The organism is Neisseria flava, assembly GCF_982712965.1.
The window spans coordinates 25,187-48,872 of the sequence record NZ_CEXQBZ010000116.1 but is presented as its reverse complement, the minus strand read 5'-3'; the positions used below and the strand labels follow the sequence as shown (position 1 = coordinate 48,872).

At 49.9% G+C, this 23,686-nt stretch carries 21 protein-coding genes and 1 pseudogene; 14 read left to right on the top strand and 8 right to left on the bottom strand.

Going from position 1 to position 23,686, the window contains the following annotated elements:
* Positions 1–86: 86 nt before the first annotated feature.
* Positions 87–605 (top strand): tyrosine-type recombinase/integrase, encoded by a 519-nt coding sequence (locus AC5M9B_RS07730; protein WP_321178369.1) that lies wholly within the window; start codon positions 87–89, stop codon positions 603–605.
* Positions 606–737: 132 nt separating this feature from the next.
* On the opposite strand, the gene AC5M9B_RS07725 is transcribed toward AC5M9B_RS07730, so the two are convergent.
* Positions 738–1,865: a PilT/PilU family type 4a pilus ATPase gene (locus AC5M9B_RS07725; RefSeq protein WP_003742946.1), complete on the bottom strand. Its 1,128-nt coding sequence runs from the start codon at positions 1,863–1,865 to the stop codon at positions 738–740.
* A gap of 187 nt (positions 1,866–2,052) precedes the next feature.
* Between AC5M9B_RS07725 and AC5M9B_RS07720 the strand changes: the two genes are divergently transcribed.
* The 10 genes from AC5M9B_RS07720 (at position 2,053) to AC5M9B_RS07675 (ending at position 13,804) form a co-directional block, all read left to right on the top strand.
* Positions 2,053–2,754, top strand: a complete 702-nt coding sequence (locus AC5M9B_RS07720) for a 5'-methylthioadenosine/adenosylhomocysteine nucleosidase (RefSeq protein WP_016687050.1) — start codon at positions 2,053–2,055, stop codon at positions 2,752–2,754.
* A 141-nt stretch (positions 2,755–2,895) separates the two neighbouring features.
* Positions 2,896–4,689, top strand: a complete 1,794-nt coding sequence (gene lepA, locus AC5M9B_RS07715) for a translation elongation factor 4 (RefSeq protein WP_002226499.1) — start codon at positions 2,896–2,898, stop codon at positions 4,687–4,689.
* Positions 4,689–5,708, top strand: coding sequence for a signal peptidase I (gene lepB, locus AC5M9B_RS07710; RefSeq protein WP_101810754.1), 1,020 nt, complete (start codon positions 4,689–4,691; stop codon positions 5,706–5,708). Before lepA ends, lepB begins: the two co-directional genes overlap by 1 nt.
* Positions 5,709–6,020: 312 nt before the next feature.
* A complete protein-coding gene (locus tag AC5M9B_RS07705) occupies positions 6,021–6,905 on the top strand; it encodes a DMT family transporter (RefSeq protein ID WP_070679764.1) in 885 nt (294 codons plus the stop codon).
* Positions 6,906–7,228: 323 nt separating this feature from the next.
* Positions 7,229–8,206, top strand: coding sequence for an ABC transporter substrate-binding protein (locus AC5M9B_RS07700; protein ID WP_487648472.1), 978 nt, complete (start codon positions 7,229–7,231; stop codon positions 8,204–8,206).
* A 232-nt stretch (positions 8,207–8,438) separates the two neighbouring features.
* Positions 8,439–9,797: an HNH endonuclease gene (locus AC5M9B_RS07695; RefSeq protein ID WP_487648471.1), complete on the top strand. Its 1,359-nt coding sequence runs from the start codon at positions 8,439–8,441 to the stop codon at positions 9,795–9,797.
* A 183-nt stretch (positions 9,798–9,980) separates the two neighbouring features.
* Entirely contained in the window at positions 9,981–10,778 is a 798-nt protein-coding gene (locus tag AC5M9B_RS07690; RefSeq protein ID WP_487648470.1) for an ABC transporter permease, read from the top strand.
* On the top strand, positions 10,778–11,470 hold the full coding sequence (locus tag AC5M9B_RS07685) for an ATP-binding cassette domain-containing protein (protein WP_182096250.1): 693 nt from the start codon (positions 10,778–10,780) through the stop codon (positions 11,468–11,470). Before AC5M9B_RS07690 ends, AC5M9B_RS07685 begins: the two co-directional genes overlap by 1 nt.
* Positions 11,471–11,796: 326 nt before the next feature.
* Positions 11,797–12,411 carry a CadD family cadmium resistance transporter gene (locus tag AC5M9B_RS07680; RefSeq protein WP_070538915.1) on the top strand — a complete coding sequence of 205 codons (615 nt, stop codon included), beginning with the start codon at positions 11,797–11,799 and terminating at the stop codon, positions 12,409–12,411.
* Between the two features lie 295 nt (positions 12,412–12,706).
* Positions 12,707–13,804 (top strand): NnrS family protein, encoded by a 1,098-nt coding sequence (locus AC5M9B_RS07675; protein ID WP_070655690.1) that lies wholly within the window; start codon positions 12,707–12,709, stop codon positions 13,802–13,804.
* A gap of 113 nt (positions 13,805–13,917) precedes the next feature.
* Here AC5M9B_RS07675 and yciA read toward each other — a convergent pair whose 3' ends face one another.
* The 4 genes from yciA to rluD all read right to left on the bottom strand — a co-directional run bounded on the left by yciA (position 13,918) and on the right by rluD (position 17,064).
* The gene (yciA, locus tag AC5M9B_RS07670; RefSeq protein WP_003742967.1) at positions 13,918–14,355 is read right to left on the bottom strand and encodes an acyl-CoA thioester hydrolase YciA; all 438 of its coding nucleotides are present in this window, start codon (positions 14,353–14,355) and stop codon (positions 13,918–13,920) included.
* A 104-nt stretch (positions 14,356–14,459) separates the two neighbouring features.
* Positions 14,460–15,233 carry a peptidoglycan editing factor PgeF gene (pgeF, locus tag AC5M9B_RS07665; RefSeq protein WP_070655692.1) on the bottom strand — a complete coding sequence of 258 codons (774 nt, stop codon included), beginning with the start codon at positions 15,231–15,233 and terminating at the stop codon, positions 14,460–14,462.
* A gap of 123 nt (positions 15,234–15,356) precedes the next feature.
* Entirely contained in the window at positions 15,357–15,938 is a 582-nt protein-coding gene (locus tag AC5M9B_RS07660; RefSeq protein WP_261765163.1) for a hypothetical protein, read from the bottom strand.
* 1 nt (position 15,939) lies between these two features.
* Positions 15,940–17,064: a 23S rRNA pseudouridine(1911/1915/1917) synthase RluD gene (rluD, locus tag AC5M9B_RS07655; RefSeq protein WP_101810763.1), complete on the bottom strand. Its 1,125-nt coding sequence runs from the start codon at positions 17,062–17,064 to the stop codon at positions 15,940–15,942.
* Here rluD and AC5M9B_RS07650 point away from each other — a divergent pair.
* Positions 17,063–17,869, top strand: coding sequence for an outer membrane protein assembly factor BamD (locus AC5M9B_RS07650; protein WP_070538918.1), 807 nt, complete (start codon positions 17,063–17,065; stop codon positions 17,867–17,869). The genes rluD and AC5M9B_RS07650 overlap by 2 nt on opposite strands.
* A 110-nt stretch (positions 17,870–17,979) precedes the next feature.
* On the opposite strand, the gene ilvA is transcribed toward AC5M9B_RS07650, so the two are convergent.
* Positions 17,980–19,506 carry a threonine ammonia-lyase, biosynthetic gene (gene ilvA, locus AC5M9B_RS07645; protein ID WP_070655696.1) on the bottom strand — a complete coding sequence of 509 codons (1,527 nt, stop codon included), beginning with the start codon at positions 19,504–19,506 and terminating at the stop codon, positions 17,980–17,982.
* Between the two features lie 215 nt (positions 19,507–19,721).
* On the opposite strand from ilvA, the gene AC5M9B_RS07640 reads away from it, so the two are divergent.
* A complete protein-coding gene (locus AC5M9B_RS07640; protein ID WP_487648469.1) occupies positions 19,722–20,975 on the top strand; it encodes a D-alanyl-D-alanine carboxypeptidase family protein in 1,254 nt (417 codons plus the stop codon).
* Positions 20,976–21,060: 85 nt separating this feature from the next.
* Positions 21,061–21,722 (top strand): annotated as a pseudogene (locus tag AC5M9B_RS07635) (UPF0149 family protein).
* 72 nt (positions 21,723–21,794) lie between these two features.
* Here AC5M9B_RS07635 and AC5M9B_RS07630 read toward each other — a convergent pair.
* The gene (locus tag AC5M9B_RS07630; protein WP_070655702.1) at positions 21,795–22,283 is read right to left on the bottom strand and encodes a DUF456 domain-containing protein; all 489 of its coding nucleotides are present in this window, start codon (positions 22,281–22,283) and stop codon (positions 21,795–21,797) included.
* Positions 22,284–22,597: 314 nt separating this feature from the next.
* A complete protein-coding gene (ttcA, locus tag AC5M9B_RS07625) occupies positions 22,598–23,557 on the bottom strand; it encodes a tRNA 2-thiocytidine(32) synthetase TtcA (protein WP_070655704.1) in 960 nt (319 codons plus the stop codon).
* Between the last annotated feature and the right edge of the window lie 129 nt (positions 23,558–23,686).

The window sequence follows — 23,686 nt, the reverse complement described above, 5'->3', positions numbered from 1 at the left end:
GTCAGTGAAATCAAAGTCAGCCAGGTAAAAGAAGTGATTGAAGCGGTGGCAGCAAGGGGAGCACTTGAAACGACAGGGCGCGGATATTGCAGCGTATCAAGGCTGTTTTCACTTATGCGATACGGACGGAGAGGGCAGAGAACAACCCTGCTGTTCCTTTGGTAGGTTTAATCAAAGCCCCAAAGCAGAAACATCAGCCCGCATTACCGCAATCCGAGCTGACCGAGTTTTACCGCCGTTTGATGTTGGAACAAGCCGAACAGCAAACAAAAATAGCCATGCAGTTACTCATGCTGACCTTTGTCAGAAATGGAGAGCTTAGGGTGGCGGAATGGGCGGAATTTGATTTAGATAGGGCAGAGTGGAGCATACCCGCCGCCAAGATGAAGATGAAAGCCCCGCATATCGTCCCCCTTGCTGATTGGACGCTTGAGCTTTCGGCAGAACTGAAGGAACTGACAGGACATAGCCATTATCTGTTCCCATCGGTAAAAGACCCTGATAAGCATATGAGTGAAAACAACGCAACGATTTCCTACACCTACACAATACCGATAGGGCTGTGTAGAAAATACACCTATAATTCTGTTGGCGGAATTAGTTAAAGCTGTTTGATATGGTTAGGAACCTAATGTCCTATGAAAGCCGTTATGCTGTGAACTATGTAATTTAATTAGTTGTTTAAAAGGTCGTCTGAAAAGTAGTTTTCAGACGACCTTTGCTCATTTCGACAACTTTTAAATCAGTTCCAAATCTGGGCCGGCGTTTTGGGCGCGGCGGCTGCGCAGTTGGATGTCCAAACGCAGGTCGTGGGCGGAGTCGGCATTTTTAATGGCGTCTTGGAAGCTGATGTCGCCGCGTTCATACAGCTCGTAGAGCGCTTGGTCGAAGGTTTGCATGCCCATGGCGGTCGATTTTTTCATCATTTCTTTGATGCCGTGGATTTCGCCTTTTTGAATCATCTCGGAAATGATCGGCGAATTGAGCAGGATTTCCACTGCGGCTACGCGGCCCTTGCCGCCTTCGCGGGGAATCAGGCGTTGCGAGATGAAGGCTTGCAGGTTGAGCGACAAGTCGGTCAAAAGCTGGGTGCGGCGCTCTTCTGGGAAGAAGTTGATGATGCGGTCGAGTGCCTGGTTGGAGTTGTTGGCGTGCAACGTGGCGAGACAGAGGTGGCCTGTTTCGGCGAACGCCAAGGCGTAGTCCATGGTTTCGCGGTCGCGAATCTCGCCGATCAGGATAACGTCGGGCGCCTGACGCAGAGTGTTTTTCAGCGCGGCAAACCAGTTTTCGGTATCCACGCCGACTTCGCGCTGGGTAATGATGCTTTTTTTGTGTTGATGGACGAACTCAATCGGGTCTTCGATGGTGATGATGTGGTCTTGGCAATTTTCGTTGCGGTGGTCAACCATCGCGGCGAGCGAGGTGGATTTGCCCGAGCCGGTACCGCCGACGAAAATCACGAGGCCGCGTTTTTTCATCACCACGTCTTTCAAGACGGGCGGCAGATTGAGGCTGTCGAAATTCGGGATTTTGCTGGTAATGGAGCGGAACACCAACGCCGTCGCGCCGCGCTGCACCATGGCATTGACGCGGAAGCGACTGGTGTCGGGCAGGCTGATGGCGAAGTTGCATTCGTTGGTGGAGGAAAACTCTTCGATTTGTTTGGTGGACATAATCGAAAAAGCGATTTCCATACATTTTTCGGAGGTCAGCGGCTCGTCGGTAATCGGCGTAATTTTGCCGTCCACTTTCATAGCAGGCGGAAAATTGGTAGTGATAAAAAGGTCGGAGCCTTTGTATTTGTTCATATGGCGCAGCCAAGTGAACAATTCGTCTTTTGCGCTGGGAGGGTTGGTCATCATGATATTGGATAATTTCGGTGGTTATTTTATTGAAATGGATTATATCAAATAAATCATGATACATAAAAATGGCACGATTACCGTATCGGATAATAAGACAGGCGGGCAATATGGCGGATTCAATACGGGTATGGAATGCCGCCGCTGCTGTTATAATACCGCCCACAATTTCATGGAAAGGTAAAAAATGTCTGTACAAACAGTAGCGGTCATCGGCGCAATGGAACAGGAAATCGAGCTTTTGCGCGATGCAATGGATAACGTCAAAAGCGTGTCTTTCGGTAAGTTTACCGCCTATGAAGGCGAGATGGCGGGCAAACGCATGGTGTTGGTATTGAGCGGCATCGGCAAGGTCAACGCAGCGGTTTCAACAGCTTGGGTTATCCATCAATTCGCGCCGGACTGCGTCATCAATACCGGCAGCGCGGGCGGTGTAGGCAAAGGTATGAAAGTCGGCGACGTAGTGGTCGGCACGGAAATCGCGCACCATGATGTCGATGTAACAGCGTTCGGCTATGTTTGGGGACAAGTGCCGCAACTGCCCGCCGTATTCGTTTCAGACGACCTCTTGGTCGGCAAGGCGAAACAGGCGGCGGAAGTGTTTGAAGGCGCGGCGGTAGAGCAAGGTTTGATTGTCAGCGGCGACCGCTTTGTCCACAGCAGCGAAGGCGTGGCGGAAATCCGCAGCCATTTCCCCGAAGTCAAAGCAGTGGAAATGGAAGCGGCGGCGATTGCGCAAGCCTGCCACCAATTGAACACGCCTTTTGTCGTGATCCGCGCGATGTCGGACTCGGCGGACGAAAAAGCGGACATCAGCTTTGAAGAGTTTTTGAAAACGGCGGCTGCAAGCTCGGCAAAAATGGTGGAAAAGATTGTCGCGTCGCTGTAAAACACGCATAAAATCATGCGGAAACAGTAAATTTCCGCTAGAATGTCAGGCTATTTCACTTTACCTGAAGGTCGTCTGAACGGTCTATTTGATTTTCAGACGACCTTTTCAGAATCACTGCTTATCTTTCAAAATAACAATATGAAAAATATCCGAAATTTCTCCATCATTGCCCACATCGACCACGGCAAATCAACGCTTGCCGACCGCTTCATCCAATACTGCGGCGGCTTGGATTTGCGCGAAATGAGTACGCAGGTACTCGATTCCATGGACATCGAAAAAGAGCGCGGCATCACCATCAAAGCGCAGACCGCCGCGCTCAACTATAAAGCACGCGACGGGCAGGTGTATCAGCTCAACCTGATTGACACGCCGGGACACGTCGACTTCTCTTACGAAGTCTCCCGCTCGCTGTCCGCCTGTGAAGGCGCGCTTTTGGTCGTTGACGCGTCGCAAGGCGTGGAAGCGCAAACTGTGGCGAACTGCTACACCGCGATTGATTTGGGCGTGGAAGTCGTGCCTGTCTTGAACAAAATCGACCTGCCCGCCGCCGACCCCGAGCGCGTGGAACAGGAAATCGAAGACATCATCGGCATCGATGCCGTCGGCGCGGTGCAATGTTCAGCCAAAAGCGGCATCGGCGTGGAAGACGTTTTGGAAGAAATCGTTGCCAAAATCCCCGCACCGACCGGCGACGAAAACGCGCCGCTGCAAGCCGTTATCGTCGATTCGTGGTTTGACAACTACGTCGGCGTGGTCATGCTGATTCGAGTGAAAAACGGCACCATCAAGCTGAAAGACAAAGTGCGCTTTATGAGCACCAAAGCGGAAACGCAGGTCGAACAGCTCGGCGTATTCACGCCGAAATCGGTTCAAAAACAAGAACTCAAAGCCGGCGAAGTGGGCTTTTTGATTACCGGTGTGAAAGAATTGGGACAGGCAAAAGTCGGCGATACGGTTACTTTGGTTGCCAACCCCGCTTCTGAGCCGCTGCCCGGTTTCCAAGAAGTACAAAGCCAAGTATTCGCCGGCCTCTACCCCGTAGAAAGCCACGATTACGAAGCCTTACGCGACGCTTTGGAAAAATTGCAGCTTAACGATGCTTCGCTGAAATTCGAACCTGAAGTTTCTCAAGCATTGGGCTTCGGCTTCCGTTGCGGCTTCTTGGGTCTGCTGCACTTGGAAATCGTGCAGGAACGCTTGGAGCGCGAGTTCGATATGGATTTGATTACCACCGCGCCGACGGTGGTTTACGAAGTCGTGTTGAAAAGCGGCGAAAAAATCGAAGTCGAAAATCCGTCCAAACTGCCCGACATCGGCAGCATCGAAACCATTCTCGAGCCGATTATTACCGCGACCATCCTCGTGCCGCAGGAATACGTCGGCAACGTCATGACTTTGTGTAACCAAAAGCGCGGCGTGCAGGTCAATATGCAGTATATGGGCCGTCAAGTCATGCTGACTTACGATTTGCCCATGAATGAAGTCGTAATGGACTTCTTCGACAAACTCAAATCCACTTCCCGCGGTTATGCCTCGCTGGACTACCATTTCAAAGAGTTCCAACCGTCTGACTTGATTAAACTGGATATTATGGTCAACGGCGAAAAAGTCGATGCCTTGAGCCTGATTGTGCACCGTCAAAGCGCGGTTCACCGAGGTCGCGAGCTGGCATCGAAAATGCGCGAACTGATTCCGCGCCAAATGTTCGACATCGCCGTCCAAGCCGCCATCGGCAGCCAGATTATCGCCCGCGAAAACGTCAAAGCCCTGCGTAAAAACGTCTTGGCAAAATGTTACGGCGGCGATATTACCCGTAAGAAAAAACTTCTCGAAAAACAAAAAGCAGGCAAACGCCGCATGAAACAAGTGGGCAACGTGGAAATCCCGCAAAGCGCGTTCTTGGCGATTCTGCAAGTGAGCGACAAATAATGAGCACAAATTTAATCTACGGCGCGATTGCCGCCATCGTTATCGGCATTTTCCTTTATTTCATAAGCAGTAAAGAACGTCAGGAAAACGGAGAATGGAGCTCCGGCCTGCAATGGGCTTACCTTTTGTGCATGATCGGCGTTTTCGGCATCCTGTCTTTTTACATGAGCTTTACCGCCGTATTGCTGATATTTGTCGTATTCACCGGCATCGTTTGGGCCATTCACAAAGGTCGTCTGAAAAAAGACCCGTCGCATCAGGACAAAGCCCACTTTACCGACTACATGAGCGGCTTTTTCCCGATCATCCTCGTCGTCTTCATCCTGCGCACCTTTATCGCCGAGCCATTCCAAATCCCGTCCAGCTCCATGCGCCCTGGCTTGGTTAAAGGCGACTTCATTCTCGTGAACAAATTCGCCTACGGCATCAGAACCCCGATTATCAACAACGTCCTGATTCCGACCGGACAAATCGAGCGCGGCGACGTCGTCGTGTTCAACTATCCCGTCCAACCTGAAATGAACTACATCAAGCGCGTCGTCGGACTTCCGGGCGACACCGTCGAATACCGCGACAAAGTCCTGACCGTCAACGGACAGGTTGCCCCCGACCAACCGAACGGTATCTACTCCTACCCTGACGATACTGAGCCGTCCGCGATTCATAGCCCCGAACTGTTTCAGACGACCCTCAACGGCAAAAGCTTCAACATCCTGAAAGAGCCCGGACAGCCCACTATCTCGATCCCCGCGCTCGATAAATATCGTATGGAAATCATGCCTGAAAACGGTTATTCCGTAGAGCAAAGCGGTTTGGAACACTGTCAATACGCCGAAGACGGCAGCGGCTTTACCTGCAAAGTACCCGAAGGCCGTTACTTCGCCATGGGCGACAACCGCGACAACAGCGCCGACTCCCGCTACTGGGGCTTTGTGGACGACAAACTTATCGTCGGGAAAGCCTTCTTCGTGTGGATGAACTTCGGCGATTACAGCCGTATCGGCAGCAGTATCCACTAAGTTGCCCGTTTTATTTCGATAAAACCAAAGGTCGTCTGGAAGCTGATTTTCAGACGACCTTTGGCTTTTCGGCGGAATAAATTGAAAGCAGGTTTCCATCATTGCCAATTTATAGTTATCTATGCGGGAAGCGGCTTTATTTTGAAACCCAGCCGGTATGTTAAATTTCTGAAACGTACTGATTTTCCTCAGGAGAAGCCGGAAGGGAAATAAGATATTGCACCTACTTATTATTCTTTCGGATTCGCGTTACCATGCACAATCCTTTTCATCACTTTAAATCCTCATGCCAATCCGTTGCGGAGTAAGTTCATGAATATCCGTTCCGACTCTTATGCTGCACCATTCCTCATCTTCGGCTGCGTCTTATTCGGGCTGGGAAGCCTGATCGTCAGATTCGTCCCCGTAGGCCCGTATGCAGTTGCATTTTGGCGGCTGCTGATTGCGGCGGGCGTGTTTTGGCTGCTCTGCCGTTTTTTCGGGCAAAAGCTGCCTAAAAGGAGAAGGGCGGTCAAATATGCCATGTTGTCCGGCATATTTCTGGCGTTTGATTTGTCATTGTGGCATGAAAGCGTATATGCGGTTGGACCCGGGATTTCCACATTGCTCAACAGCTTACAGATATTTTTCCTGTCCGCCATTGGATTTTTCTTTTTTCAAGAACGCTTGAACAGCCTGCAAGTTTTGAGCCTGATATTGGCGGTTGGCGGGGTGGTCCTAATCGGCAGTCCCGAGTTCAACCACAATGCCCACGCCTTATGGGGCTTTGCCAGCGGAATTGCGTCGGGCGGGCTTTTGGCATTGTCTATGGTGTTCGTCCGCAAAACGCATGAAGTTGAAAGGGTGGCGCTTTTTCCATTGATGATGGTTTTGAGTTTCGGCGGCGCGTTGTCCCTGATTGTTCCCGCGCTGATTTTCGACAGTAACGCCCTATACCCGACGCAATGGCGCGATATAGGCTTAGTCTTGATATACGGCGTGGTCATGCAATGTTTGGCATGGGGGATGATTGCCTATGCAATCCCGCTGCTGTCCCTGTCTTTAACCGGTTTGCTGCTGCTTTCCGAACCCGTCGCCGCTTTACTGATTGATTATTTTTGGTTGGACAAGCCGATTAACACTTTGCAGTGGTTTGGTGTTGTTTTGACTTTGTCAGCGATTTATCTTGGTTCTTTAAAACAAAAAAACACAAATTAAGCCGTATTGGGGAACAAAAGGTCGTCTGAAAACCGTTTTCAGACGACCTTTTATTTCAATATTATTAATAGGCGTAATGCCGAAAAAGATTTGCGTTTCTATATATAAACGGATGTCGGGACAATCGTGCCTTTACTTCCATTTTTTTTAATAGCATAATGAATAAAAATTATTATCAGAATGTGGATGGAAAAACAGAGTTGCGAGTCTAGATAGGCTGTGGTGTGTCCATTCCTATGTTTGGCGCAGCTCAAACCCATCTTAGAGGGATTCTGTTAAACAGCCGGGCTGAAGTCCGCGCTACCTAACCAGGAGATTGGAAAATGGAACTGAAAAGACGTGATTTCTTAAAAATGACCGCTGCGCTGGCTGCGGCAGGCGTTTCGCCTTCGCTGTTGGCTGCCGGTAAAGAGCAGTTTACCATTTACGGCGCGCCGGCAATGCCCAGCGTTACCATTGCCGTAGCGGCGTTGCAGGGCAAGCTGGCGAAACAGGCGGATGTGTCGCTGAAAATCTGGCGTTCGCCCGACCAACTGCGCGCGGGCGTAGCAAGCGGACAATTTAAAGTGATGATGAGTCCGAGCAATGTGGGCGTAAACCTGCGCAACCAAGGGCAGAAAGTCGGTATGGTCAATATTTTGACCAACGGCATCACGCAGCTGATGTGCAAAGGTAGTGCGATTGCCTCGCCGCAGGATTTGGTCGGCAAAAAAATCCTCGTGCCGTTTAAAAACGACATGCCCGACATCGTGCTGCAAGCCTTGTTGAAAAAACTGAAAATCGACGCACACAAAGTCGGCATCACCTACACCGCCACGCCGCCAGAAGCAGTCGGACTGTTTTTAAGTAAAGACTACCACGCCGCCATCCTGCCCGAACCGATGGCAACAGCCAGTCTACTTAAAGGCAAAACCATGGGCGTAAACGTCGTGCGCGGCTTTGATTTGGTGAAGGCATGGGGGCAGGCGTTTGATACCAAACCGCTGATTCCGATGGCAGGCATCATCGCCAACGAAGAATATTTCCACGCGCACAAGGCGCAGTTCGACATCTTCCATCAGGATTTGAAAAACGCGCTCAACTGGATACTGGCCAACCGTCAAAGCGCGGCGAAAATCGGCAAAAACTACCTCCCCGCCCCCGAACCCGCCCTAGTCATGGGCTTGGACGGCGCACGGCTGACGGTAACCAAAGGCAGCGAAGTGAAGAACGAGATTTTGAAGTTTTACGAAATCCTGATGCAGTTCAACCCGAAACTCTTGGGCGGCAAGCTGCCGGATAACGGGTTCTTCTTGGCTTAAAATAGGAGGGAGGCCGTCTGAAAGTGTAGAATAGTTGCAAGTATTCAATCTTCTATTTTTCAGACGGCCTATTAAATAAAATAATAGCTAGAAGAGTACACAAAAAACCTTTGAACTGTCTGAAATATTGGATCATAACCCAATCTACAATTGCTGATTTATTATTATTCAGACAACATTTTAGTATAATATTATTATCATAATATGCTGTTTTTAGATAAAAGGAGAAATAATGGGAATTTGCTATTTATGTAATGAGGATTTAACACCTGAAAATGATCATGGTGAACATATTTTCCAACAAGCATTAGGAGGAACATTAGTAAAAAAAGGTGTTTTATGCGAAAGCTGCGGAAACCGTTTAGGTAAAGAGATAGATGTACCATTTGTTGAGATTTTTAAAAATTATACATCTAGGTTACCTATAAATTTTGATAGAAAATCGGAAAATAAAAATTTTACTGAAGACGGAGATATATTCATTCCTGAGTTTAATAGATCGTTTAAATTTAAAATTAATAAGAATAATTTTTTACCTGCGGGTGTTGATGCATTTAAACATGGTAATAAATTAATTATCCTTTATCCTAAAGGAATGCCTGAAATAAATCTTGAAGGACTTAAGAAGGCTAAGATGAAACATTTTGGAATAGAAAATTCTGAGAATGTTATTGTTATTAGGGATTTTAATAGCTATTCTGATAATAGCTATGCTATTCCATTTAATTTAGATAATAAAGCATACAAACAAGGTATGGCAAAAATAGCTATTGGGTTTGCTATTGCGCACGGTGTTAAACGTGAAGAATTGGAATATGTTCTGGATATTGAGCATCATCATATAAAGCAAAAAATACCATTGCTACTTTATATGCCATGGGATTTTATAAATGGTGCTATTGAGGAAGTACGTTTTTCTAGTGATGATTTGCGTTATTTATGCCATCAAATAAAATTATTTAATATAGAAAAAAGATTGTTTTGTTATATTGAGATATTTGGGACTTTTCAATGTTATATACTTCTTAGCGAGAACTATAATGGACAAAATATTAATAGCTCATATATGCAACCAATATTTAAATTAAAGAGAGAAGAGTTACCATCTTTACCTAGATATAAATATCTTTTACTTTATAGACACTTACTATCAGAGGATGAGAAATTAGATTATACAGAAAGTACGTTAAATAAAATTAATAATGAAATTAGAAAACAACCTAATAAATTAGATTTTGATGAATATTATTCTGATTTAATTAATGCAGTTACCATGAATTTGGTATTATTTGATAGTAAACAAAGTAAAGATTCGATTCAATATAAAGATTTAAAATTATTCTATGAGAAAAATGCTGAATTAATAAATAATTCTGAGGTTGAAATATATCGTAGGTTATATTTCTTTACTTTAAACCCCCAAGAAATTAGGAATGATTGTTACTGGGAATCCTTATGCAAACTTCAAGATAAATACAAAAACAAGATTTTCGAATATAACTCTAGAAAAATGAGAAAATTAGAAGATATGATAAAGATAATTCAAGATGATAAAGAGCATTTTCAGGTTTGGGATATAAGATATCAATAAGCAATCTTAAGTTGGCTTAGCCGCAGTCGCCCCCCCCCGAAATCCCAAACCAAGATCGTCTGAAAAACATTATTTGGGAAACCAAATCGTTTCGTTGGATTAAGGCATTCTATCTAACCCAATCAACCCTTTTTCAGACGGCCTATCATCCCCAAACCATCCCCATTAACCAACACTCAAACCATGATTAAAACCGATAAAATCCGCAAACCGCAGCCTGCGCTGTTTTACATCATCGACTACCTTTGGAGCGGCTTTGCCGGTCTGAGCGTGGCGATGGTGGTGGTGGCGTTGTGGGCGTGGGGCAGCGCCGTGTTCGGTGAGTTTATGCTGCCCGCGCCGGTGGAGGTGTTTCAAAAGTCTTTGGATTTATTGAAACATTTTCAGGAAAATGAAATCGGGATTTCGCTGTGGCGGTCGGTGGTGGGCATTTCGGTTGCGCTGGTAGCGGGATTGGCGGCGGGGCTGGTGGCGGGCAGTTTTAAGACGGCGATGGCGTTGCTCAAGCCTGTGATTACGATTTTGTTGGCGATGCCGCCGATTATTTGGGTAGTGATGGCGTTGTTTTGGTTCGGTTTCGGCAATCCGAGCGTGTTGTTTACCATCATTGTGTTGGTTGCGCCGCTGACGTTTGCGAGTGCGGCGGTCGGGATGGCGAGCGTGAACAAGCAGCATGAGGAATTGTTTGACGCTTATAAATTAGGCCGTCTGAAAAAAATCCGCTATCTGTATATCCCGCATCTGACGGGCTATGTGATTTCCAGCATCGGCGTGGCGGTGGCGATGGGGGTGAAGGTGGTGATTATGGCGGAACTTTTGGGCGCGAGCGAAGGCGTGGGCGCGCGGATTGCGGACGCGAGGGCGATGCTGGAGACTTCGACGGTGATGGCTTATGTGGTTCTGGTTATCGTGTTTGTGTCGCTGTTTGAATACCTGATTACCAAGCCTTTGGAAATTTTGTTTATGCCGTGGAGAAGATGATGCTCTGTCTTGAAAACGTGCGTTTTGAAATTCTCCGCGACCCCATCGTGCGCGATTTCAGTTTGAACCTGCAACATGGCGAAGTGAAAGCTTTGTTCGGGCCGAGCGGCTGTGGCAAGACGACGGTTTTGCGTTTGATTGCGGGCTTGGAAACGCCGAAATCGGGCACGATACGCAATACTTTCCGTAAAACGGGTTTTCTGTTTCAGGAAAACCGTCTGCCGGAAAACTTGACCGCGATGCAGAATATCGCTATTTTTATGGACAAACCCGATGAAGGCGAAATCATCGCGCTGGCGGCGAAAGTCGGGCTGACTGCGGGCGATTTGAACAAATATCCGACCGAATTGTCCGGCGGCATGGCGAAACGGGTGGCGTTTTTGCGCCTGCTGCTGTGCGGCTGCGACCTTGCCCTGCTGGACGAGCCGTTTGTCGGTTTGGATCGCGATTTGCGCGATATTTTGGTTGCCATGCTGGTGGAAAAAATCGAGCAGCAGGGCATGGCGTGTATGCTGGTGACGCACGACCGATTCGAAGCCGCGCGCCTGAGCCATGAAATCATGCTGCTTTCCACTAAGGGCATGAACGTGCAAAACGTGATAACCCTGCCCACGCCGTTGTCCGAACGCGATTCGGCTTTTGAAGAGGCAGTCGTGGCAAGGGAGTTTCAGGGGATTCATTATTATGAGTGATGAGGGGATTTGAGTATCTGACGAACCTTGCGGTTCGTTGCCCTCTCCCTAACCCTCTCCCACGGGGAGAGGGGATTAGGTTGCTGAAAATCAGAGAGTGCAGGATTGGGAATCAGATGTCAGGTAAACCTGAAAATGTTAGGGTTTGGCAGCCCGATTCCCTCTCCCCGTGGGAGAGGGCTAGGGGGAGGGTAAGCAAGCCGCAGGGTAAGCAAGCCGCAGGCTTGCCTCTTTAGCGAAAGATACGAATCTGTTATCCGAACGCGATTCGGTTTTTGAAAAAGCCGTGGTGCCAAGGGGGCAGGGGATTCATTATGAGGTGCTTTATGTTTTCGACTGTGATTACTGCTGCTGTTTTATATATTGCTACAGCAGTAGATTTGTTGGTAATACTATTAGTATTTTTTGCTAGAGCAAATACTAGAAAAGAATATCGAGATATTTATATCGGACAATATTTAGGTTCTGTAATTTTAATATTAGTTAGTTTATTTCTAGCTTTTGTTTTGAATTATGTTCCGGAAAAATGGGTGTTGGGTTTATTAGGTTTAATACCGATTTACTTAGGTATTAAAGTTGCTATTTACGACGATTGTGAGGGCGAAAAAAGAGCTAAAAAAGAATTGGATGAAAAAGGGTTGTCAAAATTAGTCGGTATTGTTGCTTTGGTTACAGTTGCTAGTTGTGGTGCAGATAATATTGGACTTTTTGTTCCTTACTTTGTGACTTTAGATCTTGTCGACTTATTAGTTACTCTTCTTGTATTTTTAATATTGATTTTTGTTTTAGTATATACAGCACAAAGATTGGCTAATATTTCAGGTGTTGGTGAAATTGTAGAGAAGTTTAGTCGTTGGATAATGGCTGTTATTTATATTGGTTTAGGGTTATTTATTATTATTGAAAATCATACAATTCAAACAATAATATCAATAATATGAATGATACGGGCATTTGAGTATCTGACAAACCTTGCGGTTCGTTACCCTCTCCCTAACCCTCTCCCACGGGGAGAGGGAATCAAGTTGCTGAAAATCAAAGAGTGCAGGATTGGGAATTAGATGGCAGGTAAACCTGAAAATGTTCGGACTCGACAGCCCAATTCCCTCTCCCCGTGGGAGAGGGCTAGGGAGAGGGCAAGCAAGCCGCAGGCTTGCCTCTTTGGCAAAAGATACGGCCCTGTCCGCCCAATAAATCCGTATCCGAAAGCATCTTCATGCAGAATTAAGCCAAGCCATGAATAAATTTTTCACCCACCCCATGCGGCCGTTTTTTGTCGGCGCGGCGGTGCTTGCCATACTTGGCGCGTTGGTGTTTTTCATCAGTCCCGCCGCCATCGTCCTGCACCGCCAAATCTTCTTAGAACTCATGCTGCCTGCGGCATACGGCGGTTTTCTGACTGCCGCCATGCTCGAATGGACGGGTTATAAAGGTCGTCTGAAACCCGTTGCCACCGTCTTGGCGGCGCTGTTGCTTGCCGCATCCGTCCTGCTGCCGTTTTCGCCGCAAACCGCTTCGTTTTTCGTCGCTGCTTATTGGCTGGTGTTGCTGCTGTTCTGCACCTGGCTGATTTGGCTCGACCGCAACACCGACAATTTCGCCCTGCTGATGCTGCTTGCCGCGTTCACCGTTTTTCAGACGGCCTATGCCGTCAGCGGCGATTTGAACCTGTTGCGCGCGCAAGTGCATTTGAACATGGCGGCGGTCATGTTCGTATCCGTCCGCGTCAGTGTCCTTTTGGGCGCGGAAGCCCTTAAAGAATGCCGTCTGAAAGACCCCGTATTCATCCCCAACGTCGTCTATAAAAACATCGCCATCACCTTCCTGCTCCTGCACACCGCCGCCGAACTTTGGCTGCCCGCGCAAACCGCCGGTTTTACCGCATTCGCCGTCGGTTTCATCCTGCTCGCCAAGCTGCGCGAACTGCACCATCACGAACTCCTGCGCAAACACTACGTCCGCACCTATTACCTGCTCCAACTCTTTGCCGCCGCAGGCTATCTGTGGACAGGCGCGGCGAAACTGCAAAACCTGCCCGCCTCAGCACCCCTGCACCTGATTACCCTCGGCGGCATGATGGGCGGCGTGATGATGGTGTGGCTGACTGCCGGACTGTGGCACAGCGGCTTTACCAAGCTCGACTATCCCAAACTCTGCCGCATCGCCGTTCCCATCCTCTTCGCCGCAGCCGTCTCGCGCGCTGTTTTAATGAACGTGAATCCGATATTCTTCATCACTGTCCCCGCGATTCTGACCGCCGCCGTGTTCGTGCTTTATCTGTTGACGTTCGTACCGATCTTTCGGGCGAATGCGTTTACGGATGATCCGGAGTGAGCGTTTTCGTTTCATCCTGTCAGTCAATAGCAAATCCTGTATCGCCTTAAGTCAAAAGGTCGTCTGAAAATCTCCAATATGGGTTTTCAGACGACCTTTGCTTAAATCAGTGTTTAAATCAGACCTTGCAGTTTCGGGTTGCCTTCTTTGGGAATAGGGCGCGTGTTGCCTTCGCTGTCGATGGCGACGTAGGTGAAGACGGCTTCGGTAACGAGTTGGCGGTCTTCGGTCAGGTGGTCGTTCATCAGCGTTTTCACCCAAACTTCGATTTTCAGTTGCAGCGAAGTATTGCCCACGCGTACGCAGCGTCCGTAGCAGCAAACAACGTTGCCTACTTTAACGGGGCGGATGAAGTTCATTTCCTGAACGGCGACGGTAACGATGCGGCCTTGCGCGATTTCCGCCGCCAAAATGCCGCCGCCCAAATCCATTTGCGACATAATCCAGCCGCCGAAAATATCTTGGTTGGGATTGGTGTCTTGCGGCATGGCGACGGTGCGCAGCAAAAGTTCGCCTTGAGGGTGGGAGCGGTGTTCGTTTTTTTGAGTCATGGGAATATCCTTTTGAGCGGTGCGGGTTGGGGTGGATTTGCATGTTGGCGGATTTTGTCTTACAAAGGTCGTCTGAAAGAGGATAGGGCGTTTCAGACGACCTTTTATGCCTGTTCAAGCCAAATCAGACTGACCATGCGGCCGGTTTGTCCGTCGCGGCGGTAAGAGAAGAAAGTGTCGCGTTCCAAGACGGTGCAGTGTGTACCGCCGTAAATCATATCCACCCCTTCGCGGCGCAGAACCAAACGCGCCAGCGCGTAGATGTCGGCAAGATATTTACCGCCGCCGATGTCTTCAAATGCGTCCTCAGCTTCGGGCATGGGCGTACAAAATGCGTCGAACACGTCTTGTCCGACTTCGAACGCGTCCGCGCCGATGGCAGGGCCGAGATATGCCATGATTTCGACGGGCGCAACATTCATCGCGGCTATGGTGTTTTGCAGCACGCCGCCCGCCAAACCGCGCCAGCCTGCGTGTGCGGCAGCGACGACCGTACCGGCTTTATCGCAGAACAAGACAGGCAGGCAGTCGGCAGTCATCGCGGCGCAGGCGGCTTTGCCCGTGTTGTCCACCGAAGCGTCTGCGTCGGGCGTGTTGCCCAATGCGTCGGCAGCGTTGACAACGATGGTGCTGTGGATTTGATTGAGGTAGGCAACGGGCAGTCCGACCTGTTCCTGCACGATTTCACGGTTGCGGCGCACGGCATCGGGATCATCGCCGACGTGCGAACCGAGGTTCAAACTCTGATACACGCCTTGGCTCACGCCGCCGTTGCGTGTGGTAATCAGGGTTTTGACGTTGGCGGGCGCAGGCCAGTCGGCTGTCAGAAAATTTTTGCCTTGCGGGGCGAGATTTAAGGTTTCTGTGATGGTTTTCATGTTTTTATCTGAGTAAGGAAAGGTTTGAAAAGAATGCGTCTATCAGTCTCGACACGCCACATCGTACTTTTTCAGACGACCTTTTCATCTACTGCGTGAAAGCTATTTGAACATTCGATCAGACTAGTTGTACAAGCCGTTTTCATCCAAGGGCAGATTCATCTGCTTGGCAATATTTTGCGCAGCAGCCGCGAAATCTTTTTTGTCTGACGGCTTGCTATAAATAAAAGTCAAAATTCGAACGTATGGTGCGGGATATGGACGGCGATATTCCAGCGTAAAAAATTCTCCATAGAGATCGCCTCTCCATCTGATTGCCGATAAGTGGTCATTTTCAGAAAGAGTATATTCCATAACGATTTCGCTGCCTTCCCAATGCGTCAGGACTCGTTTGACAGGGTCGTATTGCCAAGACTTATCCTGTAATTTTTCCAATGCTCTTTTTTTGGATGATAGAGACACATACGGGAAGGGTAAAATCATTATCAAGAGAAATGACATGAAGAAAAAACCGGAGCCTATGTTCAGAATCTCCATATCATCCATAATCCGCGTACCCAACCATACGGGCAGCAAAATCATGGAAACGATGGCAGCTCTAGTGGCAAGTCGGTATGCTTTTTCAGACGACAAATTGCCGTAACCCGCCAGCCACTGCATTTTGCCGTCCATTTGTGCAAGATTTACCAAATCCAAAGAAGACACCTTAATCCCTCACATAGACCACTTCGACATCGTAATCGTCTTCGTTCCAATCATCGTCATCATCCGTGCCGAGTTTGTCCTGCCATTCTTCCTCGTTGCTCAAAGAAGAATCCAAGCCCGCTTCGAGGCGCAGGACGGAGAGTAAGTGATACATATCTTCGGGAATCGGGGCTTCGAAGGAAACGGTTTCGCCGGTTTTCGGATGGACGAAACTTAAGCGGTAGGCGTGCAAAGCCTGACGCGCGCCCAGACTTTTGACCGCTTCTTTTACCGGTTCGCTGCACGGATGGCGCAGGTTGCCGTAAACGGGGTCGGCGGCAAGCGGGTGGTTGGCTTCGCGCATATGGACGCGGATTTGGTGCGTCCTGCCTGTTTCGAGCGAGCATTCGATGTAGCTGTGGGCAAGATAGCGTTCCAACACTTTGACATGTGTCACGGCAGGTTTGCCGCCGAATTTGACGACCGCCATTTTCAGGCGGTTGTGCGGATCGCGTCCGATTTGGGTTTCGATTTTGCCGTCAAAGGGAACGATGCCGTTGGCGACGGCGCGGTAAATGCGTTTGACCGTGCGCTCTTGAAGCTGTTGCACGAGGGAATTTTGTGCGGGCAGGGTTTTGGCGACCACCATCAGGCCGCTGGTTTCTTTGTCTAACCTGTGGACGATGCCCGCGCGCGGAATCTGGCTCAATTCGGGACAATGCGCCAATAAACCGTTGAGCAGCGTCCCCGTCCAATTGCCTGCGGCCGGATGGACGACCAGTCCGGCGGGTTTGTTGACGACGATGACGGTATCGTCTTCGTACACAATATCCAAATCCATCGCTTCGGGTTTGAACGCGAGATTCTCTTCGCTCGGACGTACCGTTACGCTGATGGATTCCCCGCCTATCATTTTGTCTTTGGGTTGGGCGGGCTTATCGTTTACAATGACCGCGCCTTCTTTAATCCACGATGTCAGGCGGCTGCGCGAATAATCAGGCATGAGCTTTGCCAACACCGCATCCAGCCGCCCGCCCGCAAGCTCCAGCGGAACAGTCAAATTAACACAACTTTCTGCTTCGGGGGCTGACGTAAAGTCTAAATCGTCGCTATAATCGGCTTCATTATCAAAGGAAGTATTCTGCATGAAAAAAATTCTTTTAGTAGTTTCGTTAAGTCTGGCACTGGGTGCCTGTGCAAGCAATAAAGGTACGGTCGATAAAGACGCGCAAATCACACAAGATTGGAACGTGGAAAAACTCTATGCCGAAGCGCATGACGAGTTGAACAGCAGCAATTATACGCGAGCCATCAAGTTATACGAAATTTTAGAATCCCGCTTCCCCAACGGCCGCTACGCGCAACAGGCGCAACTGGATACCGCATACGCCTATTACAAAGACGACGAGCCTGAAAAAGCCCTCGCCGCCATCGACCGCTTCCAGCGCCATCACCCGCAACATCCGAATATGGATTACGCGCTTTACCTCAAAGGCTTGGTTTTATTCAATGAAGACCAATCCTTCCTCAACAAACTCGCTTCTCAAGACTGGTCCGACCGCGACCCTAAAGCCAACCGCAGCGCATACCAAGCATTTGCCGAATTGGTACAACGCTATCCGGAGAGCAAATACGCAGCCGACGCAACCGAGCGCATGGCAAAACTGGTGGACGCATTGGGCGGTAACGAAATCTCCGTTGCCCGCTACTACATGAAACGCGGCGCCTACCTTGCCGCTGTTAACCGTGCCCAAAAAATCGTCGAGCGTTACCAAAACACCCGCTACGTAGAAGAATCGCTCGCCATGATGGAGCTTGCCTACAAGAAACTGGAAAAACCCCAACTCGCCGCCGACACCCGCCGCGTCTTGGAAACCAACTTCCCGCAAAGCCCCTTCCTGCAACACCAATGGCAGCCAAACGACATGCCTTGGTGGCGCTACTGGCGTTAAGGACATCAAATTCAGGATGGTTGATACGGATTCGTGTCGGTTGTCCGAAAGATGAAAGGTCGTCTGAAACCATAAAAAGAGTTTCAGACGACCTTTATTTTGCCTTCCTATCAAGCAAGGAACAGGCGGTATGCGGCGTTTTGGGTTTCGTCCTGATAGCTGTAACCGAGGCTTTCGAGGAAGTTTTCAAATGCTTCATCGTCGGTGGACGGGACGTCGATGCCGACGAGAATGCGGCCGTAGTCGGCGCCGTGGTTGCGGTAGTGGAAGAGGGTAATGTTCCAGCCGCCCTGCATATGGTTGAGGAAGCGGGCGAGTGCGCCGGGGCGTTCGGGGAACTCGAAGCTGATTAGGCGTTCGTGGGCGACTTTTGTTGTGCGTCCGCCGACCATGTAGCGGATGTGGATTTTGGAGATTTCGTCGTCGGTCAAATCGACATTGGGCAGCCCGGCTTCGGTCAGTTGGCTGCTGATGACGGCAAGGTCTTGGGAACCTGCGGTTTGCAGGCCGACGAAGATGTGGGCTTTTTGGTCGTCGCCGTAGCGGTAGTTGAACTCGGTGATGTTGCGGCTGCCGAGCAGGTTGACGAATTTGAGGAAACTGCCGCGCTCTTCAGGGATGGTAACGGCGAAAATGCCTTCGTTGCCTTCGCCCAATTCGCTGCGTTCGGAAACGTGGCGCAGGCGGTGGAAATTCATGTTGGCGCCGCTGGTGACGGCGACGAGGGTTTGGTTTTGGATGCGGTTGCGGGCGGCATAGGTTTTCAAGCCGGCAAGGGCGAGCGCGCCGGCGGGTTCGGTGATGCTGCGGGTGTCGTCGAAGATGTCTTTGATGGCGCCGCAGATGGCGTCGGTGTCAACGGTGATGATGTCGTCCAAGAGATCGCGGCAGAGGCGGAAGGTTTCTTCGCCGACGACTTTGACGGCGGTACCGTCGGAGAAGAGGCCGACGTCTTTGAGGCTGACGACTTTTCCGGCTTCGACGGATTGTTTCATGCAGCAGGAGTCGTGTGTTTGCACGCCGATGACTTTGATGCTTGGTCGGACTTGTTTGACGAACGCGGCAACGCCTGCCGCGAGCCCGCCGCCGCCGATGGGGACGAAGATGGCGTGGATGTCGTCGGGACGTTGGCGTACGATTTCCATGCCGACGGTGCCTTGACCGGCAATCACGTCGGGGTCGTCAAAAGGGGCGATGTAGGTCAGTTTTTCTTTTTCTGCCAATTCCATCGCGTAATCATAGGCATCGTTGTAGGAAACGCCTTTGAGGACGACTTCGCCGCCGCGGCTTTTGACGGCGTCGATTTTGATTTGGGGCGTGGTTTCGGGCATAACGATGACGGCGCGGCAGCCTAGACGCTGTGCCGAAAGTGCGACGCCTTGTGCGTGGTTGCCCGCGCTGGCGGCGATCACGCCGCAGGCGAGCGCTTCTTTAGGCAGCTTCGCCATTTTGTTGTACGCGCCGCGGATTTTGAAGGAAAACACGGGTTGCAGGTCTTCGCGTTTGAGCAGGACGTTGTTGTTCAGACGACCTGACAGTCCGATGGCGGGTTCGAGCGGGGTTTCGACGGCAACGTCGTAAACGGAGGCGGTCAGGATGCGGATGAGGTAATCGGAATAAGATGGGCGGTTGTTCATGGTTTTGTGTGCCGGAGGATTATTTTCAAAAGGAGTGTCCGCCGTCCGCGTCAAACTTTGTCAACAAAACGGCGGAAAGGTAAAACCATACCCTCGAGGTCGTCTGAAATCAAGAAAAATCTTAGCAAAGCGAAGATGGGGCGGTATAATGACTGCCTTTTGTGCCAAACCGCACGACGCGGTTGTTTTTATTTCTATTTCCGCACCACATTCCAATGAAAAAAACATTATCCGTATTGATCGCGGCGATGATGATTGCCGCCGCGCAAGCCGCGCCGCAAGTGGCTAAAAACAACGCAGCCCCCGCAGTTGCCGCTTCCGAGCCGGCTCCTGCCGCCGCATCCCAGCCCGAAGCCATGATGCCCAGCATCAACAGCCCCGATGCGCCGCCTGCCATTGCCGCCGCCGCATACATTGTTACCGATTTGCACAGCCATCAAGTGCTTGCCTCCAACAATATCGACACTCAAATCGAACCGGCTTCGCTGACCAAAATGATGACCGCCTACCTCACGTTCAAGGCTTTGGAAAACGGCACATTGCGCGCCGACCAAATGCTGACCGTGTCTGACGCAGGCTGGAAAATCGAAGGCTCGCGGATGTTCCTCAATCCCAAAGTCCCCGCCAGCGTGAGTGATTTGATTAAAGGCATGATTGTCCAATCCGGCAACGATGCTGCCACCACGCTTGCCGAAGCCATGGGAGGAGGCTCGGTGGACGTGTTCGTCCAACAAATGAACGAAGAAGCCAAGCGTTTGGGCATGACCAAAACCCACTTTAAAAACCCGACCGGATTGGCTACCGAAGGCCACGTTTCCACCGTCGGCGATTTAGCCATTTTGTCCGCCGCGCTGATACACGATTATCCGAAATACTATCCCGTATTTTCGATTAAATCCTTCAAATACAACAATGTCGAACAGCCCAACCGCAACCTTTTGCTCTACCGCGACTCCAGCGTGGACGGCCTGAAGGCAGGACATTCCGAAAGCGCAGGCTACAACCTTGCCGCGTCCAGCAAACGTAACGGCAGACGCATCGTGTCCATCGTCGTAGGTACTGAGTCCACCGAAGCCCGCGCGTCCGAAAGCGGCAAATTGCTCAACTGGGCATTGCAGGCATTCGACACGCCCAAGCTCTACAACGGCGGCGAAATCATTTCTAAGGTCAAAGTTTACAAAGGCAGCAGCAAATCGGTGAACGTCGGCTTCCTGGAAGACGTGTACATCACTATTCCCCACAATGCCGGACAAAACATCAAACCGATTTTAGAAACCGTCCAGCCCGTTGTCGCTCCGATACGAAAAGGTCAAAGCTTGGGCAAACTCAAAATCATCAAAGACGGCAAAGTCATTACCGAGAAAAACGTCGTCGCACTGCATTCCGTTGAAGAAGGCAGTTGGTTTAGACGGATGTGGGACGATATCGTATTGTGGTTCAAAGGCTTGTTCGGCAGTAGTTCGAAATAGGCCGGGTTGATGAAAAGGTCGTCTGAAAATGGTTTCCAGACGGCCTTTCGGATAACGGATACATCATTGAAAATAAGGAAAAACCATGCAATTACAAGTATTTAATGAGGCATCCCGCGTGCGCCTGATGCAGCTGCTCGATGCCAAATCGGAACAACACAATACCATGCGCTGCGATGAGGTACAGGCGTTTATGATGGCTTTGTTGAGTGGTCCCGATGCCTTAAATCCGAACGATTGGCTGCCTGAAGTTTTGGGTGAAGAATCATTGTTTGACGCAAAAGAGCGTACCGAAATCGAGCGTTTGGTGATGGCGCTGGCGGCTGATTTGCGTATCAAGCTCGGCAGTAAAATGTTGCCCGATTTGTGGCTTTATGAAGATGCAGCGGGCAATCCCGACGTGTACACTTGGTGTAACGCCTATCTGTATGCCTTGGATGTGGTTCCGACCGATTGGTTTGAAGCGGTCGATCAGGAGGAGTTTGAAGACTTGTTCTATCCGATCATGGCTTTGGGCGGCATTTACGACGAAGAGCAAAACGGCGAAATCATTTTGCACCTGACTGAAAAAGAACTTTCACAACTCGAATCCGACCTGCCGCATGTCCTGCTGGATATTTACTGGTATTGGCAGGCAATCATCAACAAACCGCAAACCGTACGTCGCGAAGGTGAAAAATAGGGCGAAACGATTCTTGTCCCTGCGGGAGCGGTAAAAAATACAAAGCCTGTTGCGGCAATGGATAACTTTCCGATCAGGTAAAAAATCAAAAGGTCGTCTGAAAAACCATTTTCAGACGACCTTTTGCAATGATCAGGTTAAAACCAGCTTGCCGCCCACATAACGAGCAGGGTCATCACAATCGTCAAGGCGCAACCGATTTTGGCGACCGTACCGATGATGAAGCCGATAAACGTCCCCAGTCCGACTTTGCCCGCCTGCCACATATCGCGGCGTGCCAAGAATTCCCCGACACCCGCGCCGATGAGCGGGCCGAACAACAGTCCGGGGATGGAAAAAAACGCGCCGATAATGCCGCCAATCAACGCCCCCCAGACTGCTTTTTTACTGGCTCCCGTATATTTTGCCCCTAATGCGCCTGCAACAAAATCCATTGCCGTGCCGATAGCGGCGATAACAGCGAGAAAGATTAGAGTATTTGTACCGTAAATCTGATAATCGCCGGCATAGGCAAGCAGCCATGCGCCGCCGAACATCAATCCCAATCCGGGAATGGCGGGATAAATCGTGCCGAGCAGTCCGACACAGATGGCGATTAAACCGAGCAGGATAAAAATGGCAGTCATAACAGTCCTTGATTGATGGAAGGAAAAAGGGTATGCGAAGCACGCTGAGCTTGTTTTGCGGCGGATTAAAATGGAACGGTTTGTATCGTCTTTCACGTATAGTGGATTAAATTTAAATCAGGACAAGGCGACGAAGCCGCAGACAGTACAGATAGTACGGTAAAGCGAGGCAACGCCGTACTGGTTTAAATTTAATCCACTATAAAATCCCAGTTTTCAGACGACTCACCGTATTATGGTTGCACGTCCTGATGATTCAAGGCAGGTTTGTGCAAAGAAATAAAAAATCCGGACAAGGCATCCGGATTTTTGTGTTATACGCCACAAGTTTTCGGCTTGTTCGCCAGAATGTTGATGACTTTGCGTTCGGGTTTGGACGGGGTGATTTTGATTTCGCTTTCATCTTCTTCGCTGTCGTCGGAGTAGCGTTCGGGCATTTTTTCGCTGTCAAACGCCAAGTCGCCGCCGTGTTTCAAGGTTTGACCGCGTTCCAAACCGACGAAGTCGAAAAGCTCGGGGTCGGCAAGATGTGAGGGAACGACGTTTTGCAGGGCAGAGAACATGGATTCGATACGGCCGGGGAAGCGTTTGTCCCAATCACGGAGCATATCGCCGATGACTTGGCGTTGCAGGTTGGGCTGCGAGCCGCAGAGGTTGCACGGGATGATTGGGAATTGTTTCAGCTCGGCGTATTTGATCAAATCTTTTTCTTTCACATACGCCAGCGGGCGGATGACGATGTGTTCGCCGTTGTCACTCACCAGCTTGGGCGGCATGGCTTTGAGTTTGCCGCCATAAAACATATTTAAAAACATGGTGGCGAGGATGTCGTCGCGGTGGTGTCCTAAGGCAATTTTGGTGCAGCCCAATTCTTTTGCGGTGCGGTAGAGAATGCCGCGGCGCAGACGGCTGCACAGCGAACAAGTCGTTTTGCCTTCGTCCAAGACGCGTTTGACGGTCGAGTAGGTGTCTTCTTCAACGATTTTGTACGGTACGCCTATGCTTTCAAGATAGGTGGGCAACACTTCTTCGGGAAAGCCCGGCTGCTTTTGGTCGAGATTGACGGCAACCAGCTCAAAATCAATCGGCGCGCTGGCTTGGAGCTGGCGCAGGATGTCTAAGAGGGCGTAGCTGTCTTTGCCGCCGGAGAGGCAGACCATGATTTTGTCGCCCGGCTCGATCATGTTGAAATCGTTAATCGCGTCGCCGACGGCGTGGCGCAGGCGTTTGTTGAGTTTGTTATTCTCTAATTCTTGCTTGGTTTTTTTGGACATGGCGGTTTGTACTTTGAAATAAGGAAAAATTTAAGGGCGGTATTGTACCGCAAAAAGCGTTTGGAAACCGCATATTAGAAAAGAAAGATCGTCTGAAAGAGGGGAGGGGGTTTCAGACGACCTTCGCTT